General features: G+C 59.6%; 13 protein-coding genes and 1 riboswitch. Of the genes, 2 read left to right on the forward strand and 11 right to left on the reverse strand.

Going from position 1 to position 16716, the window contains the following annotated elements:
* Positions 1–186 precede the first annotated feature (186 nt).
* A riboswitch (cyclic di-GMP riboswitch) is annotated at positions 187–273 on the reverse strand.
* Positions 274–748: 475 nt separating this feature from the next.
* Complete coding sequence (locus K6T64_RS08375; RefSeq protein ID WP_288009580.1) at positions 749–1168, forward strand: DUF1284 domain-containing protein; 420 nt, start codon at positions 749–751, stop codon at positions 1166–1168.
* 252 nt (positions 1169–1420) lie between these two features.
* On the opposite strand, the gene K6T64_RS08380 is transcribed toward K6T64_RS08375, so the two are convergent.
* From K6T64_RS08380 to K6T64_RS08395, 4 genes are all read right to left on the reverse strand, one after another.
* A complete protein-coding gene (locus K6T64_RS08380; protein WP_288009581.1) occupies positions 1421–2710 on the reverse strand; it encodes an efflux RND transporter periplasmic adaptor subunit in 1290 nt (429 codons plus the stop codon).
* Positions 2707–3381 (reverse strand): HlyD family secretion protein, encoded by a 675-nt coding sequence (locus K6T64_RS08385; protein ID WP_288009583.1) that lies wholly within the window; start codon positions 3379–3381, stop codon positions 2707–2709. Before K6T64_RS08385 ends, K6T64_RS08380 begins: the two co-directional genes overlap by 4 nt.
* 368 nt (positions 3382–3749) lie before the next feature.
* Positions 3750–5252, reverse strand: coding sequence for a DHA2 family efflux MFS transporter permease subunit (locus tag K6T64_RS08390; RefSeq protein WP_170099793.1), 1503 nt, complete (start codon positions 5250–5252; stop codon positions 3750–3752).
* A gap of 18 nt (positions 5253–5270) precedes the next feature.
* Positions 5271–5957, reverse strand: coding sequence for a LexA family transcriptional regulator (locus K6T64_RS08395; RefSeq protein ID WP_170086386.1), 687 nt, complete (start codon positions 5955–5957; stop codon positions 5271–5273).
* A gap of 57 nt (positions 5958–6014) precedes the next feature.
* On the opposite strand from K6T64_RS08395, the gene K6T64_RS08400 reads away from it, so the two are divergent.
* Entirely contained in the window at positions 6015–6980 is a 966-nt protein-coding gene (locus K6T64_RS08400) for a patatin-like phospholipase family protein (RefSeq protein ID WP_170099794.1), read from the forward strand.
* A gap of 441 nt (positions 6981–7421) precedes the next feature.
* Here K6T64_RS08400 and rlmD read toward each other — a convergent pair whose 3' ends face one another.
* The 7 genes from rlmD to ligA form a co-directional block, all read right to left on the reverse strand.
* The gene (gene rlmD, locus K6T64_RS08405; protein ID WP_288009587.1) at positions 7422–9107 is read right to left on the reverse strand and encodes a 23S rRNA (uracil(1939)-C(5))-methyltransferase RlmD; all 1686 of its coding nucleotides are present in this window, start codon (positions 9105–9107) and stop codon (positions 7422–7424) included.
* 181 nt (positions 9108–9288) lie between these two features.
* Positions 9289–10074: a class I SAM-dependent methyltransferase gene (locus K6T64_RS08410; protein WP_100668666.1), complete on the reverse strand. Its 786-nt coding sequence runs from the start codon at positions 10072–10074 to the stop codon at positions 9289–9291.
* A 129-nt stretch (positions 10075–10203) separates the two neighbouring features.
* Positions 10204–11631, reverse strand: a complete 1428-nt coding sequence (gene gatB, locus K6T64_RS08415; RefSeq protein WP_170086392.1) for an Asp-tRNA(Asn)/Glu-tRNA(Gln) amidotransferase subunit GatB — start codon at positions 11629–11631, stop codon at positions 10204–10206.
* A complete protein-coding gene (gene gatA, locus K6T64_RS08420; RefSeq protein WP_170086393.1) occupies positions 11621–13105 on the reverse strand; it encodes an Asp-tRNA(Asn)/Glu-tRNA(Gln) amidotransferase subunit GatA in 1485 nt (494 codons plus the stop codon). Before gatA ends, gatB begins: the two co-directional genes overlap by 11 nt.
* A gap of 5 nt (positions 13106–13110) precedes the next feature.
* Positions 13111–13401, reverse strand: coding sequence for an Asp-tRNA(Asn)/Glu-tRNA(Gln) amidotransferase subunit GatC (gatC, locus tag K6T64_RS08425; RefSeq protein WP_100669552.1), 291 nt, complete (start codon positions 13399–13401; stop codon positions 13111–13113).
* Between the two features lie 239 nt (positions 13402–13640).
* A complete protein-coding gene (locus K6T64_RS08430) occupies positions 13641–14609 on the reverse strand; it encodes an MraY family glycosyltransferase (protein WP_100668669.1) in 969 nt (322 codons plus the stop codon).
* Between the two features lie 69 nt (positions 14610–14678).
* Positions 14679–16712, reverse strand: a complete 2034-nt coding sequence (gene ligA / locus K6T64_RS08435) for an NAD-dependent DNA ligase LigA (RefSeq protein ID WP_288009591.1) — start codon at positions 16710–16712, stop codon at positions 14679–14681.
* Positions 16713–16716 lie beyond the last annotated feature (4 nt).

Below are 16716 nucleotides of genomic sequence, written 5' to 3' on the forward strand. Positions count from 1 at the left end.
GCTTTGGGTTTAACGTTCTCAAAAAAACACCGGTGGGGGGTTTTTTTTTTTTTTTGTTTTTTTTGGGTTTTTAACCCCCCCCCCCCCCCCGGTGAGGGTTTATTTGGAAATTGATCCAATTCCTTCACCCTCCTTCGTAATGATGTCAAAAGCGCCCTTTTCCTGCAGGGCGCCTCATCCTTTGCGAGTGGCAACCCGGCGATCATAGGCACATGTGCCCTTAGACCCGTGGCTTTGCGTCCTAGCGTTTCCGCTAGTTTGCCCTGAGACAACTCTATCGACCTATTCACCTTGTCCCAACATAATCCTACATTATTCGACATCTGTCAAGCGGTCGCAGTGCGTGCTGAGTGTTGTTCGTCCGTGATATTGTCATCTTGGAACTCGTCTGTGACTATGTCATCAGGGGGCGAAAAACGCTTACATGGGGGGAAAGTACAAGAAACGGCAGCCGTCCAGGTGAACACTTGAAAGATTGGCCTTGTGAGACAACGGGCCCCTGTTCAGCGCCTATAATGACGATCTAAAAGAAACTGAGCAGGAAAGTGATGATAGCCCTTTCATGGGCCGGACCGGAGTTCATCGTCGTTCCGCCGATGTGCTAACATAAACACAGGTGGATGTGGCCGGCGCTCCGGGCGTCCATTGAGATCACTAAATGCTTTCACCCGGGAAATTTAACCACGAAGATTGGAATATAAGTCTATTAGGAAGGAATCTCTGAACAAAGGAGACGGGGGGCCATCCAATGTTTCGATTGCGAGGTCACCATCTTTTATGTCTGCTTGGATACCGAGGCATGGGATACTCTGCCGAATACGCCGCAAACATGACTCGTCTTCACCAAACCTTGCGCATGGCACCGGAAACGGAGATTCTTCTCATAACTGGGCCTGATGATCTATGCGTAAAATTCCCGGAATCTCAAACCTACCACTGCGACGATACAAACATCCATGAACGCGACTCCACCGTGCTTCAGAAACTGGGCCTGCGGGTCGGACAAAGCCTTCCGTGGAGCGAAATTCAACAGCTCATCCGGGAGAACATGGTAGCAAAGGACATTTCGACCCTATGTCCCACGTGCCCTTGGCGATCCTATGGTGTTTGCGAAGAAGGAATCGAAGAAATCAGGGCTGGAAAAGGGCTTCGGATCATCGACCAGTAGCGCCCGGAGGGACGTACCAGAGCCCCGTCACCATAAAAAGACAAGGACGTGAATGTCTTCCCCAGCGTCGACAAGTTCACCTGTGCGCCCATTGAAATGAAGCACGTTGAGATACGATTCCGGGTCACCACCGTCACCACTAGGGATCAGATTATCGGGAAATTTCTCCTTGGCACAATCATGACCACGATCAGGCCAACCGGTTGGCCTTTTCCTCAACAGCCGCGGGGGCAGCGGTTGTCGCCTCGCGGCTCATGGCGTCTCCCCTCTGCGCACGTGAACTTGGGCGCCGTCTTTCAAACCGGGCCCTGGTTCGATCACCAATTTATCGCCGATTTTCACCCCCAACGAAGCGATGAACCAGTGGTCGTCCTTCTGCTGGCCGTGCACTTCAACGAGTTGGACACGGTCCTCGTTGAGCTTGTACACGAAGGTTTTCCCCTCTTGTTTAACAAGGGTTTTCATGGGGATCTCCACGCCGGCCTGGCCGGTGGCGCCAAAGGTCACGTCGGCCACCATCCCCGCCCGCAACCGGCGGTCAGGGCTAGGCACCTCCACTTTGACCGGGAAGGTGTTGTTGTTTTGGTCGGAGACCGGACTGATGAAGGTGATCATCCCGGAGAACGTATCCTCGCCCAGTTCCGGCACGTGCACCCCGACCGTCTGGCCCGTGTGGAGACTGGGCAACAGGGACTGGGGCACGCTAACCGCCACTCGGACGGAGTCGAGATTGACCAAGGTCAAGAAGGGCGCGCCCGGCTGCACCATCTCGCCGACGTTGATGTTCTTTGCGGCCACCACCCCGTCCATCGGCGCAACGATCTTGGTGTTCATCAAGTTGTTCTGGGCCGCTTGCAAGGCGGCTTGGGCTTGGTTCACCGCCCCTTGGGCTTGGTTCACCTGGGCTTCAAGGGCGGCAATGGTGTTTTCCGTTGCTCCCGCCTTGGCGAGATTGAGCTGCGCCTGCGCCTGCTCAAGGGCGCCTTTCGTCTGGGCGACGGCCAACTCGGCCTGATCCAGGGTCGCTTTGGACGCCGCCCCGGCATCATTGAGATTCTTCGTGCGATTGTAATTTTCCTGGGCATTCGCATAGGCCGCATGGGCTTGTTCCACCGCCGCCTGGAGCCGCTGCAATTCCTCCTGCCGGCTGCCCGCCTTGGTGTCCGCCAGTTTCGCCTGGGCGGCAGCCAGTCCCGCCTGGGCCTGCTGCAACCCGGCCTGGGCCTGGTTCACCTGGGCTTGATAATCGGAGCTGTCAAGCTCGACCAGCACTTGTCCTTTATGTACCCGGGTACCTTCTTTGACGTGTACGGCGGTGACCCGCGCGCCAAGTTTCGACGACACCTTCACTTCGTCGGCCGCCGCGATCTTGCCTGTCACCGTCTGGCCCCCGCCTGCCACCGTGAACACCTGCACCTCCGGCGTCCCCGGCTGGGACAAGGTCGCCGCCGATCCCGGCAGGGAGCAACCGGACGCCAGGAAGAGCACGGCGGACGAGGCAGCCAACCACATACCTACCTGTTTGACCGGCCAATGAATCACGTCCGTGTCCCCTCCTTATCCTTCAGATGAATGCGGACTTCCACGCTCATCCCGGGCGACAAATCCACGCCGTGGAGATCGTCGATGGAGATTTTCACCGGGATGCGCTGGGTCACTTTGGTGAAATTCCCGCTGGTGTTGACCGCCGGAATGGCGGAAAAGGTGGAGTTGGTCGCTTCCCCGATCTCTTTCACTTTCCCGGCGAAAAGCATTCCGGGATAGCTGTCCACGGTAAAATCGACCGGTTGCCCGGTCTTCACTTTCGCCAGGTCGGTTTCCTCAATGTTGGCCGAGACGTACACCTGCTTTTTGTTGACAATCAAGGCCACCGGCTGTCCCGGCGACACCACTTCCCCTACTTTAGCCAGGGTCTTGATCACCGTGCCGTCGGCCGGCGCCCGCAAGAGGGCGTTATCCAGTTGGCTGTTGGGCAAATTGCTGATCTCTTGCTGGCCGACGATCTGGTCCGCCACCACATAGTCCCCTTCCTGGATGTTCAAGGCCGTCAATTTCCCGGCCACCCGGGGCATGACCCGGTAGATGTCCCCGGCAATGCGCGCGTCGTCCGTGGAGACGTAATGGGTTGCGTTGTACCAGTAATAGGCGCCAATCCCCCCTCCAGCGACCACGATAGCAATCACAAGAACGACTAAGATCAATCTTCGCTTCATGGCCTCGTCTTCTCTCCTCCCTGTCTCCAGCCGGTCCCGAGATCGGGCTGGCCTTCTCTCTCCGGAATTGCTCCGGTTGCTGCTGAGCGCGGTGCGCAGGATACTTAGCAGTAAGGCTCACCACCAAGGCCAAAAACCGTTATCCGTTGTATTTCAGCGTCAGCCACCTTAGATCTCCCGCTGGAACATAGCGGACCGTTGGACACCAATCGGAGCTGGCGTGGTAGTCGGTTGCCAGTTAACCGGCCTCCCTTGAGGGACGATCACGTTTCGTCACTCGGAGGATCTCCAGTCAGGTCTATCCCTGATACTTTTATAGACTCATAAACCTGTCATTTTCTCAGACGCTTGACAGCCTTCCTTTACTTTCATGGTTCTCCTATGTGCCTTTGATACAGAAAAAGGGCGGGCACCATCGTCAGCCAACCGAACACCACCGCCGCAAAAAAAGCATCGTGAAACGCCAGAACGGACGCCGCCTTTTCAACCGATTGAACCAGTAGAGACACCATCAGTTGCTGCGCTTCCCCCACCGAATAGCCCATGCCCTGTAAAGAAACGGCCACCTGGTTCCACGCTTGCTCCGCAGGGGAGCCAAGAGTAATGGTCTCGGCATATCTCGTCAGGTACACGGGTTGCCTTTCCTGAAGAATGGTTGTCAACAGCGCAACCCCCAGTGCACTGCCAATCTGCCGGACGAGGTTTAGAAATGCCGAACCCTGATTCACTAAAACGTCGGGAACGGTACTATATGCGAGAGTAACGGCCGGCATGATGCCCAGTCCCAGGCCGCAGCCTATCACTGCTAGATGTTGCTTGAGAATCTGGAGGTCGGTATCCATTTCGAGACTTGTCAAAGGCATCATTCCGGCGGTCATGACAACCACGCTGGCGATGGTCAACCAAGTGGCTCCCACCCGGGGGAGGAGGAGTGCGCTGACCGGCACCAACAGGGCTGCTCCCAGCACTTCGGGAATCAAGGCCAGTCCGGCGTCGACAGGACCCATATTTCGCAATTGTTGTAAAAACAAGGGGACTAAATACAGACTTCCGAACAGACTCATCATGAGAAAAAACGTCACGAGGGTGGCGGACGTGTAAATGCGGTGGCGAAAGAGGCGCAGGTCCAACAGCGGATCTGAGACGACTGCCTCCACCCACACAAAGAGGGTGAGGCAGGAGACGGAAAGGAAAAACAGACCGACAATAGATGCAGAACCCCATCCCTCGTCCGGGCCGTTACTGATGGCCAACAGCAGGCTCGAAAAACCGATGCCCGACAGAATGAAGCCGAGAGCGTCAAATTTTCTCTGCATCGTTTCAAATTCTGTCAGGATGAGCCATGCGGCCAGGAAGGCTGGTATGCCGACGGGAATATTCAGCCAAAAAATCCATTTCCAGCTGAAATGTTCCACTAAGTATCCTCCCAACACGGGTCCTACAGCCGGGGCGATCAATAGGGGAACGCCCATTAAACCCATGGCTAACGGCAATTCCTCTTTGCCGAAGACTTTTTGGACAATGGCCAACGACAAGGGCATGATCATGCCTCCACCTATCGCCTGAACAACACGAAAAGCGATCAACGACTCGATGCTCCACGATTCGGCGCACAACGCAGACCCCAAGATAAACACGACCAGACTTGCAATGTACATTTTCTTCATGCCACGGGTCTCGGCCAAATAGGCGGTCACCGGTTCCACCAGCCCGATGGTCATCATGTACGCGGTAACCACGTATTGGGCCAGGTGAATATCGGCGCCGAATTGGTTCATGATATCCGGTATCGCCACCTCTACAATGGTCATATCCAGCAGGTCCAACGACAATCCGAGGACCACCACCGCGAGCACCAACCATTTCTGCAACGCACGACACCTCATCTCTCATTGGACTTGCTGAAGCGCCTTGGACAGAAAGTTGGCCAACTGGATGAGCTCGCTTTCCGAGAGTTCCTGTACACAGCAAAGAGCACGGCCGATCAGACGGGATGTCTCCCGTCCGAGCTCGTCGCTCACCGTCTGGATCACGATTCCCAGCATGGTGCCGATGAAGACGATGATGCGCATTCTCGGTTGGTCGAGGCTCAAAATGACTTGTTCAACGGTCGTTCTCACGGGCTCTTCTGCGTGGCTGAGGAAAAGGGTCAGTAGTCCCAACAACGAAAGGCAAAATGTGATTCCATTGGGCGTATGGGAGACGGTTTCGATGAGGCGGCTCACGGCGAATCCCATCTCCGCATGTCGCAACTCTTGCAACAAGCCGATCATATTTCGTTCCATCTCGCTCCATTCGGCGGGCACCAGTCGGTTCTCATAAACCAGGGAAATCAATTGAACAGCCTTGTCGGTTGGCACGAAGACGATCTGCGACCTTCCTGCCCCTCCATGGTCGTGGATGTAATCCCGAGATAAATATCCTAATTTCTCCAATTCCCGCAACATGTCATAGGCCGTCCATTTGCTGACCCCCAAAGCTTTCGCCAGGGTTATGTAATGAACGGGACAGGTTGTCTTTTGATATAATCCGACGAGTTGTTGCAGAAATTGCCTGCGGCGTTCCGTAAGGGACATGCTCAATCCCCCCAAAAAACCAATAATCACAGTCATGATAAGGAGAGGGGAGCACCTGTGTCAAGGGGAAGATCGCAAAAAACCAAAAAATTGACGAACGGTGTCAACCTGGCGTTGGGAGGCGGCGCCGCCCGGGGATTGGCCCACATCGGGGTTCTCCAAACATTGGAGAGAGAAAGCGTGCCCGTTGTCGCGATCGCGGGTTGCAGCATGGGAGCTCTGGTTGCAGCGGCCTACGGAGCAGGGAAATTGAATATTCTTGAAGAGACTGCATTGAAGATCCGTCTGATCGATTTAATCAAATTCGCCGATTTTGCGTTTTTGAGTGGCGGATTGATCAAGGGAGATCGGGTTGCCCAAGAGCTGCGCAGGTTAATCGGGGATGTGCATTTTGAGGACCTCAAGGTACCTCTGGCCGTTGTGGCCACGGACCTTGTAACCGGAGAAACTGCCGTGTTACGACACGGCTCGGTAATCGACGCCGTAAGGGCAAGCATTTCAGTCCCCGGGTTGTTTACTCCGATGCCGTTGAATTCCCGTCTCTTGGTGAACGGCGGTGTGAGCAACCGTGTTCCTTCGAATGCGGCCAGTTCCTTATCCCCGGCTCCCACTGTCGCCGTGGACGTGGGTTCCAGTCGAGACAGGTGGACGGTCACAGCGACCTTTGCGCGAGTTCGTTGGACACGCCTGCGTTCTTTCTTGCAGGAGGTGCACGATTCTGTCAACCACTCCCCTGTCGCCCGTGCCATGGAGGTAGTCGGTCTCCTCAACGAGGAAACTCACGCACCCCATCCCTTGGAAAAAAGCAACCGATTGGGCCTGCTAAAGACTCTGCTTGCCAGTGTAGATGCACTGGAAGCCCAGTTGGCCGCTCAAAACGATTCTTCTTCAGCGGCCGATTGGGTCATTCATCCGGATATAGACCACATCGATGCTCATCGCTTCGACCTGGCGAAAGAAGCTATAGCTGCTGGAAAAACCGCTGCCAATCGATTTCTTGGGGAGTTGATTCATTCCATTTGAACTCTTCCTGCGTCGGCTAAGAACCGGAACATATGAGTGATGGACGAGGTGAGGATGTCCGTCAAACAACGAGCGCAGGCCTACGGTCGCACGGTCGGGACCAAGGGCACGGTTCCCGATGAGCAGGCCGCGCGTCATTCCGCCGCCGACGGCGCTTCGGATGCCGAGGGAGCCTGCACCACAGACTGGCGGAACCCGGCCCATTTCTCGCGGCCGAATCAGAACATCAGGACCAGCGCCAGCACCGTAGGGATCAGCGTCCACAGGAGCAATACGATAAACAAATGCTGAATACTCTTCAAAAACCGATCTTGCTTGGTCTTTTGTAAGTCTATTGTCTATTTTCCATTGGATCATCTCAAATCACGCCAAACGCCCCCTCACAACACGGGCAGAGGACCGATTCTGCACTCCGAACAGAAAAGCGAGAAACAAGTCCAATTAGAAAACATCCCCTCTCACCAGCAGCGCCACGCTCTCCACATGCCCGGTCTGGGGAAACATGTCCACCGGCCAAACCTCCCGGACCTGGTACCCGCCGTCCGCGAGAACGCGCAAATCCCGGGCCAGAGTGGCGGGATCGCAGGACACATAGACCACTCGGGGGACTTTGGCGTGGACAAGGGCCTCCAACGCCGCCCGACCGCACCCCCGGCGGGGAGGATCGAGGGTCACCACATCGGGCCGCCGGTCGGCCACCAGGCTTGGCAAAAGCTCCTCCACAGCGCCGACCTGAAAACGCGCATTCTCGATCCGGTTCATCCGCGCATTTCTGCGGGCGTCCGCCACAGCCTCCGTAGCGACTTCAATGCCCGTCACCTGGGCGGCGCCCCGGGACAGAAACAGCGACAAAGTTCCGACCCCGCAGTAGGCGTCCACCACTCGTTGGGAGCCATCGAGTCCGGCTGCCTCCATCGCCAGCTCGTACATGCGCTCCGCCTGCAAACTGTTCACCTGATAAAAGGACGTCGGCGAAATTTCAAACCATAATCCACCCATTCGATCCACGATCCGGCTGGGACCGTAAAGGGCAATCGAACGCCTTCCGTAAACCGGCCCGTCTCCGCGCCCCCGCCGGACATTCAGGATCACGCTGGTCACCTCCGGAACCGCGTCCCGCACCCGGGCAGCAAACTCCCCCATCCGGTTCATCCGCTCCCGGTCCACCACCGCGATGAGCATCGTCTGCCCCGTCCCCGGCGCCACCCGGGCCGCAACATGGTACAACCGACCCCGGCCCGTCGCGAGCTCGGCCTGGGAGCGGGACCCCGCCGTTTCCTCCGCCGCCTGCCAACCGCACCTTTCGGCCGCCCTCAGCCCGGCCTGGATCAACGCCACCAGTCGTTCATCCGCGATGAGACAATCCTCGGCCGCCACCCACCGCCGGCCTCCTGAGGAATAGTAGCCGGCCACCAACCGCCCGCCCCGATCTTTTACCGCCATATGGATGTTATTGCGATAACGCCAAGGGGACTCCATCCCGACGGTCGGGTGGATGATCACGGGGCCGACCGGGCGATCCAACCCGGGCGAGGCGGGCACATGGCCCTCCCCTGCGACGACCTCGGGCTTCCCGGCGCCTCCCGGCCCCCCATCTGCCCCCCTGGCCGTCCAGCCGACCCCCGGATCCTCACCCTCCTCGAACACCGTCCGAAAACGACCGATCCGCTCCAACGTCTCGCCAACCCGGGCCCTCTTGACGCTCAACTGCCACCCATAAGCCCCGTGCTGGAACTGGCACCCTCCGCACGCCCCAAACACCGGGCAGAGCGGCCGCACCCGGTCGGCGGATTCCTCCACCACCGCGACCATGTCCGCCTCGGCGTATCCCCGGGCCACCCGGTTGACCCGGGCCCGGACGCGCTCCCCGGGCAACCCGCCCCGCACAAAAAGGGTGAACCCGCCTCGGTCCGCCTGGCCCAACGACCCGACCGCCGAGATCCGGCCCACCCCTTTGCCTTCCTGGGTCACCCGATGAAGCGCCACGTCCACTTCATCCCCGGGCGACACCGGTATTTTCCCGTCCACCGCCAAATACCTCCTTCGGCGAGCCTTTTTCCCCGCCCGGCACCTGGCCACACCGCGGTAAGCCAACCCGCTCGCCAGTTCACCCGCGCCCCGTTCCACCACAGACGTCGTGGGCCAGGCACACCCGGAAGCTTGTCCTAGGGGCCGGCCCAGGGGCTCGGTTTGGAGCCTTCTTAGGGGCTCTTCGTGGGGGCACCACCTGAAGGCTCGTCCCAGAGGCTCCCTCCTGGGGGCTCGACCTGCGGCTCATCCCGAGGCCACCTTCTCCGCCCTTCGCCCGCTACTCCGGGCGTCTCGCGGTCACGATCAGCCGGTCGCTCTCCAATGGCAAAAACTCTCCATCCGCATAATCGCTGTACAAGCGAATATCGTTAAATCCCGTCTCCCGGAGCATCGGCACCAAATCACTGTGCTCCAGGGACAACACCTCCGAAGAATGAACGTTCATCGTCCACTCTCCCCCGGAATCCCGCTGCAGCACGAGGAGATGATACAAAATCCCCGTGCCGTTCCATTCATACTCCCCGAGGAGCAGCCACTCCCCCTCGCCGTCCGCCGGCCGTCCCCGCCGCAGTGGCAAAAACCTCAGCTTCCGCCGCACCACCTTGGCGAGATTGTCCATCTCCATCACCAGCCGGCCCCCCGGGGCCAAAACGTCGAACATGCGGCTCAATGCCTGCTCCAATTCCGCCCGACTGCGGCCGAGCACCGCGGCGTTTCCCCCGCAGACCACCAAATTCATCGATCCCGGTTTGGCCGCCCGGGTGAGTTCCGCGAGGGACACGGGATACACCTCGATGCCGCCGTGAAGCTCCCGAGCTCGGTCCACCAGCGTCGATTCCCCGTCGGCCCCGATCACCTCATACCCTCGGTCCGCCAACACCCGCACCCGATGGCCCGTCCCGCACGCCGCATCCAGGATGGACACCGGCCCCCGGGTCGGCAACCCCCGCTCCAGAAACGGAATCTCCTCCGCCAGCCGCCGGTCCCAATCCATCCACACATCATAATAGGGCGCAATTGCCTGTAAAAATCGCACTTCCGCCGCCATGGTTCCCCTCACCATCCCCTCGTTCCACCCGTACCCAGGCGCAGACAGGCGCCGTCAAACCAGGAGAGCCATGGCCCGGGGAGTTGCCCGGCTTCCCGGCCCTTATCCCAACTTCTTTGCCCGGACCTCCCGGGCCGGATCCGCTCAGCCCAGGCGCTCCCGCAACAATTTGTTCACCACTTGTGGGTTGGCCTTCCCTTTCGTCTCTTTCATCACCTGGCCCACCAGGGCCCCCAGCGCCTTGCCCTTGCCTCCCCGATAATCGGCCACCGACTTCGGATTGGCCTCGATCACCCGGTCCACCAAAGCCGCCAGGGCGCCCTCGTCGCTGATCTGAACGAGCCCCTTCTCTTCAATCACCGCATCCGGCTCTTTCCCCGTCGCAAACATCTCCGCAAAGACAGTTTTTCCGATCTTCGTCGAGATCGTCCCGTCGGCGATCAACTCAATCAGCCGGGCCAAACTCCGGGGCGTCACCTTCACATCCCGGATCTCCAGCCCGCTCTGATTCATGTGCCCAAGAAGTTCCCCCATCATCCAGTTGCTGACCGCTTTCGCATCCCCGGCATAACGCGCCGCTTCCTCAAAAAAATCCGCCACGCCCCGGGAGGCGGTCAACACCCCCGCGTCATAAGCCGGCAGCCCATACTGCTCCACAAAGCGCCGCCGACGGGCATCCGGCAACTCCGGAATCGTCTCCCGTACCCGCTGCACCCACTCCTCATCAATGGAGAGGGTCACCAAATCCGGTTCGGGAAAATACCGATAATCGTGCGCCTCTTCTTTGCTCCGCATGGGCAGCGTCCGGCCGGCCGCCTCATCCCACCGCCGGGTTTCCTGGACCACCTGCCCCCCCGACGCAAGAATCTCCCGCTGACGCTCCTGTTCGTGCTCCAAGCCCCGCTGGACATTGCGGAACGAGTTCATATTCTTGATCTCCGTCTTTGTCCCGAACTCCGCCGTCCCCACCGGCCGAAGAGAAATATTGGCATCACACCGCAGGGACCCTTCCTCCATGCGCACATCCGAAATCTCGCAGTATTGCATGATCGCCTTTAACTTTTCCAGATACGCCCGGGCCTCCTCCGGCGACCGCATGTCCGGCTCGGAGACAATCTCAATCAGCGGAACCCCCACCCGGTTAAAATCCACCAGGGAATGCAGCCCATCCGCTCCGTGCATGAGCTTCCCGGCGTCTTCCTCCAAGTGCACCCGGGTAATGCCGATGCGCTTCGGCCCGTGCGCCGTCTCGATCTCGACCCACCCGTGCTCCCCGATCGGCTTGTCGTACTGCGAAATCTGGTATGCTTTCGGGAGATCCGGATAAAAATAGTTCTTCCGATCAAACTTGCTCTCCCGGGCGATCTCGCAATTGAGGGCCAGCGCCGCCTTCATCGCCAACTCCAGTGCCCTCCGATTCAAGACCGGCAACACCCCGGGGTGACCCAGGCACACCGGGCAGACGTGGGTGTTGGGGGGAGCGCCGAATTCCGTCGAACACCCGCAAAAAATCTTCGTCTTCGTCGCCAGCTCCACGTGCACTTCCAAACCGATGACTGTTTCAAATTCCATTGTTGCCGCTCCCCCTCTCCGCCAGACCTGCAGGCCAGAGTTCCAGCGCTGCCGCCTGTTCATAGGCGTGGGCAACCCGCAGCACCGCCGCCTCATCGAAAGCTTTACCGATCACCTGCAACCCCACCGGCATCCCGTCCACCAAGCCGCAGGGCACGCTCACCGCCGGCAGGCCCGCCAGATTCACGGGAATCGTCAAGATGTCATTTAAGTACATCGTCAAGGGATCCGAGACCTTCTCCCCAAAACGAAAGGCCACGGTGGGGGTCGTCGGCGCCACCACGGCGTCAAACCGTTCAAACACGGCGTCAAAATCCCGCCGGATCAAAGTCCGGACTTTTTGCGCCCGCAGATAATACGCATCGTAATACCCCGAGCTCAGGGCATAAGTGCCGAGCATAATCCGCCGCTTGACCTCGGGGCCGAACCCCTCGCTCCTCGTCCGGCGGTACATGTCGATGAGGTTGTCCCCCTCCACTCGAACCCCGTAGCGCACCCCGTCATACCGCGCCAGATTCGATGACGCCTCGGCCGGCGCGATCAAATAATAAGTCGCCACGGCGTATTTCGTATGAGGCAGAGATACCTCCTCCACCTCCGCCCCGAGGCCCGCCAAGGTATCCACCGCCCGCTTCACCGCGGCGGCCACCCCGGGATCTGTCCCTTCACCGATGTACTCCCTCGGCACCGCCAGGCGCATTCCCTTCACTTCGCCGGTCAGGGCCCCGACAAAATTGGGCACCTCCACCGGCGCCGACGTGGAATCCAAGGGATCGTGTCCGGCGATGGCCTGGAGCACCGCCGCCGCATCCTCCACCGTCCGGGTGATGGGCCCGATCTGATCCAGGGACGAAGCAAAAGCCACCAATCCATACCTGGACACCCGCCCATACGTGGGCTTCAGCCCCACCACACCACAAAAGGCCGCCGGCTGGCGGATGGAACCCCCGGTATCCGACCCCAGGGCAAAGGGCACCTGCCCCGCCGCCACCGCCGCCGCCGACCCGCCGCTCGAGCCTCCGGGCACCCGCCCCAGATCCCACGGGTTGGCCGTCTGCTGGAACGCCGAATTCTCCGTGGAAGACCCCATCGCAAACTCATCCATATTCGTCTTGCCGACGATCAGCGCCCGGGCATCCTCCAGCTTGCGAACCGCCGTGGCCGTATACGGAGGCACATAATTGGCCAGAATCTTGCTCGCACAGGTGGTGCGCACCCCTTCGGTGCACAGATTGTCTTTCACCGCCCCGGGCACCCCGAACAAAGGCCCCTCCCCTCGGCCCGCGGATGCCACCTCGTCCATCTCCCGGGCCTTCTCCAATGCCCGATCCTCGTCGATATGTAAAAACGCCCGCACCCGATCGTCCGTCTCCCGGATCCGGCCCAACACCGCCTCCGCCAGCTCTGACGGCTTCACTTCCCGGCGCCGGACCTTGTCCGCCATCTCCCGCACACTCCACCGCCACATGCTCATCTGATCTATCCCTCCAGAATCGCCGGCACCCGGAACTGTCCGTCCTCTTGGTCCGGGGCCCCGGCCAAAGCAGCCTCCCGGGACAACCCAGGCCGCTGCTCATCTTCCCGCAGCACGTTCGAGATCGGCAGCACATGACTGGTCGGGGGCACATCGGATACGTCCAATTCCTGCAATTGATCCGCAAAGGCCAAGATCGCACCCAGCTGCTCTGCATAGACCTCCGCTTCCCGTTCCGTCAGGGCCAGCCGGGCGAGCCGGGCCACGTGCTCCACCTGTTCCAACGATATTTTCAAAAATGACACCTCCGCGCCAGACTCCTGCACATTCAGGTTACCATTATATCACACCCCTGAAAATCGCGGCAAATTGCGCTTTCACACCAAATCCCGAGAAGAAAAGGACGGGCCCGCAGCGCACCGTCCCCGGTCACTGCACGTATTCACCGGAAGCGGGGATCTTGTCGGCGTTGGGCCAAGTCGGGGCAGTTTATGTACGAGTGGGGAATTGCAAGGGGAAAAACGATCGCCGCCCCTCACCGGGCAGCAAGGAGGACCACGATCGAAGCCAGGGAAAAACAGATGCCGAGAAGGTACAAAAAAGCCACCGTCTGCACCTGGTTCATACCCGAACGCATGAGCAGGTGAAAAGTGTGCCCCTTGTCCGCCACGTAGATCGGCCGATTATCCTTCAGCCGCTTAAAGATCACGTACACCGTATCAAAAATCGGCACCCCGAGGGCTAACACGGGCACCAACACCGACACCAGAGTCGCGCTCTTGAAAGCGCCGTCCACCGAAATGGCGGCCAGGGTGAAACCCAAAAACATGGCTCCGGCATCCCCCATGAAGATTTTCGCCGGGTGAAAATTGTGTTTGAGAAAGGCCAGGGTGACCCCGATCATTGTCGCCGCGTACAGGGCGGTGGGCGCCTGATCCTTGATGAGCGCCACAAAAAATAGGGTGGTCGAAGAAATGGCCGCTATCCCCGCCGCCAACCCGTCCACACCGTCGAGAAAATTGATCATGTTCGTAATGGCCACCACCCACAAGAGGGTGGCAATGATGGAAAGCCAATCGGGCATGAGGTACATCCCCTGGGGGGTGAAGGGAATGGTCACCCATTTAATCTGCACCCCAAAAGCGATGAGAATCCCCGCCGCGACAAACTGCATGATCAACTTCGGCCAAGGACTGAGCTCCCTGCCCCTCGCTTTAAATCCGTCATCCAGCAGTCCCGTGGCCACAATCACCAATCCTCCGAGGACGATACCCCAAAAATCCATGGTCAGGTGAACTTTTGGCGAAACCGCCGTCGCCGCCGTCGCAGCGAAAACAAACCCCACATACAGCGCCACCCCGCCCATCAGGGGAATGGGCTCCTTGTGGATCTTGCGCTGGTTGGGCATGTCCACAAAACCCCATTTGAGCGCAATGCGACGCACCACCGGCACCATCCCGTACACCGCCGCGAACGCCGCGGCGAACGCCAACAGGAAAGCCATCAGTCCGGGCCCCCTAGTGTTCAGACAAAGTCGCGTCTATTATAGCAGAACCCAATCTACCTTGCCCAGTCAAAATCCGGCTTCACGAAGAATGGACAAAAACTGATCTTCGTTCATCACTTCGATGCCCAGCTGCCGGGCTTTGTCGAGCTTGGAGCCGGGGTCTTCCCCGGCGATCACGATGTCCGTCTTCCGGCTGACGCTCTCGGTGGGCTTCCCGCCGAGCCTCCTCACCCAATCCTGGGCCTCCCGGCGCCCCATGGCATGAAGCGTCCCGGTCAACACAACCGTCTTCCCCGCCAGCCGGGAGGGCACCGGCGCCGCCTCGGCCCCGCGATACACCATGTTCACACCGTGGGTCCGAAGGCGCTCGATCAATCGGCGCGCCGATTCCTGACCAAAGTATACCCGAATACTCTGGGCCATCTTCGCCCCAATATCCGGCACCTTGAGCAGCTCTTCCGAAGGCGCCTCCATCAGCGCGTCCATCTCCTTAAAGTGCGCAGCCAACACCCGGGATGCCTTTTCGCCGATATACCGGATCCCGAGGCCAAACAAAAGCCGCTCTAGAGAATTCTGCTTGCTTCGCTCAATCGCCTGCAACAGATTATCTGCAGATTTGGCACCCATGCGCTCCAGGGGCAGCAACTGCTCTCTCTTCAGTTCATAGAGGTCGGCGACGCTATGAATCAGCCCCTCTCTGTAGAGCTGGGCCACCAGCGCTTCCCCCAAGCCCTCGATATTCATCGCATCCCGAGAGGCAAAATGGATGATCCCTTCCTGAATCTGGGCAGGACAGTCCGGGTTCACGCACCGCAGGGCCACTTCTTCTTCCAAGCGCACCAAGGGAGACCCGCAGGCCGGGCAATCCTTGGGCATGGAGAAAATATGCTCTTCTCCGGTTCGGAGATCGGCCCGCACCCGCACCACTTCGGGGATAATCTCCCCCGCCTTTTCCACCACCACGATGTCGCCGATGCGGATATCTCGTTCCCGGATCAAATCCTCATTATGTAAACTCGCCCGGCTCACCGTGGTACCGGCCAAAAAAACGGGGTCAAAAACGGCGGTGGGGGTCACCACACCGGTACGGCCCACGCTCACCTCGATCGCCAATAACCGCGTCTCCGCCTGTTCCGGGGCGAATTTATAAGCCATCGCCCATCGGGGACTTTTCGCCGTCGCGCCCAGCCGGTTTTGTTGATCGAGGTTATTGACCTTAATGACCATCCCGTCAATGTCATAAGGCAACGTTGCCCGGAGTTGGTCCCCCTCGTTTAAGAATTGAAACACTTCCTCCAGGTTCCGACAAACCCGCCGGTGGGGGTTCACCGGAAATCCGAGGGTATCTAGCCATTCTAGGATCTCCTCGTGGGTGCGAAAGGGCCCCGGTCCTCCAGGCACCGTCCCGTCGGGCCCCAAGACCGCGGCGTACATCCACAGGGACAACCCCCGCCGGGCCGTCACCCGCGGATCGAGCTGGCGCAGGGACCCGGCGGCGGCATTGCGGGGGTTCGCAAAAGCCGGTTCCCCGGCCTCGTCCCGTTCCCGGTTGACCCGCAGGAAGACCTTTTTCGGCATGTAAGCCTCGCCCCGCACCTCCACACTGACCCGCTCCGGGAGGCGCAAAGGCAAAACCCGGATGGTGCGCAGATTCCGGGTGATATCTTCGCCCAGTTCGCCGTCCCCCCGGGTCGCCCCCTGCACAAACTCGCCATTTTCGTAGCGCAGGGAAATGGCCAGCCCGTCAATCTTCAGCTCACAAACGTACTCCACGTCCTCGCCGGGCAGCGCCGCCCGAACCCGGCGGTCGAAATCCCGCACATCCCCTTCGCTGAACGCATTCGCCAAAGAAAGCATCGGCTCCCGGTGGACGACCTTGGCAAAAGCCTCGGACGGCGCCCCGGAGACCCGCTGGGTGGGGGAGTCCGGGGTCACGAGCTCCGGGTGCCGAGCCTCCAACTCCACCAATTCCCGCATGCAGCGATCGTACTCGGCGTCGTCCACCAGCGGATCGTCCAGCACATAGTAGTGATAATCATAACGTCGAATCAGCGCCCGCAACTCTTCGATCCGGCGGGCTGCATCCCCCTGGCCCGACATCCGT

The organism is Kyrpidia sp. (assembly GCF_023512215.1).
In the GTDB taxonomy this organism is placed as follows: domain Bacteria; phylum Bacillota; class Bacilli; order Kyrpidiales; family Kyrpidiaceae; genus Kyrpidia; species Kyrpidia spormannii.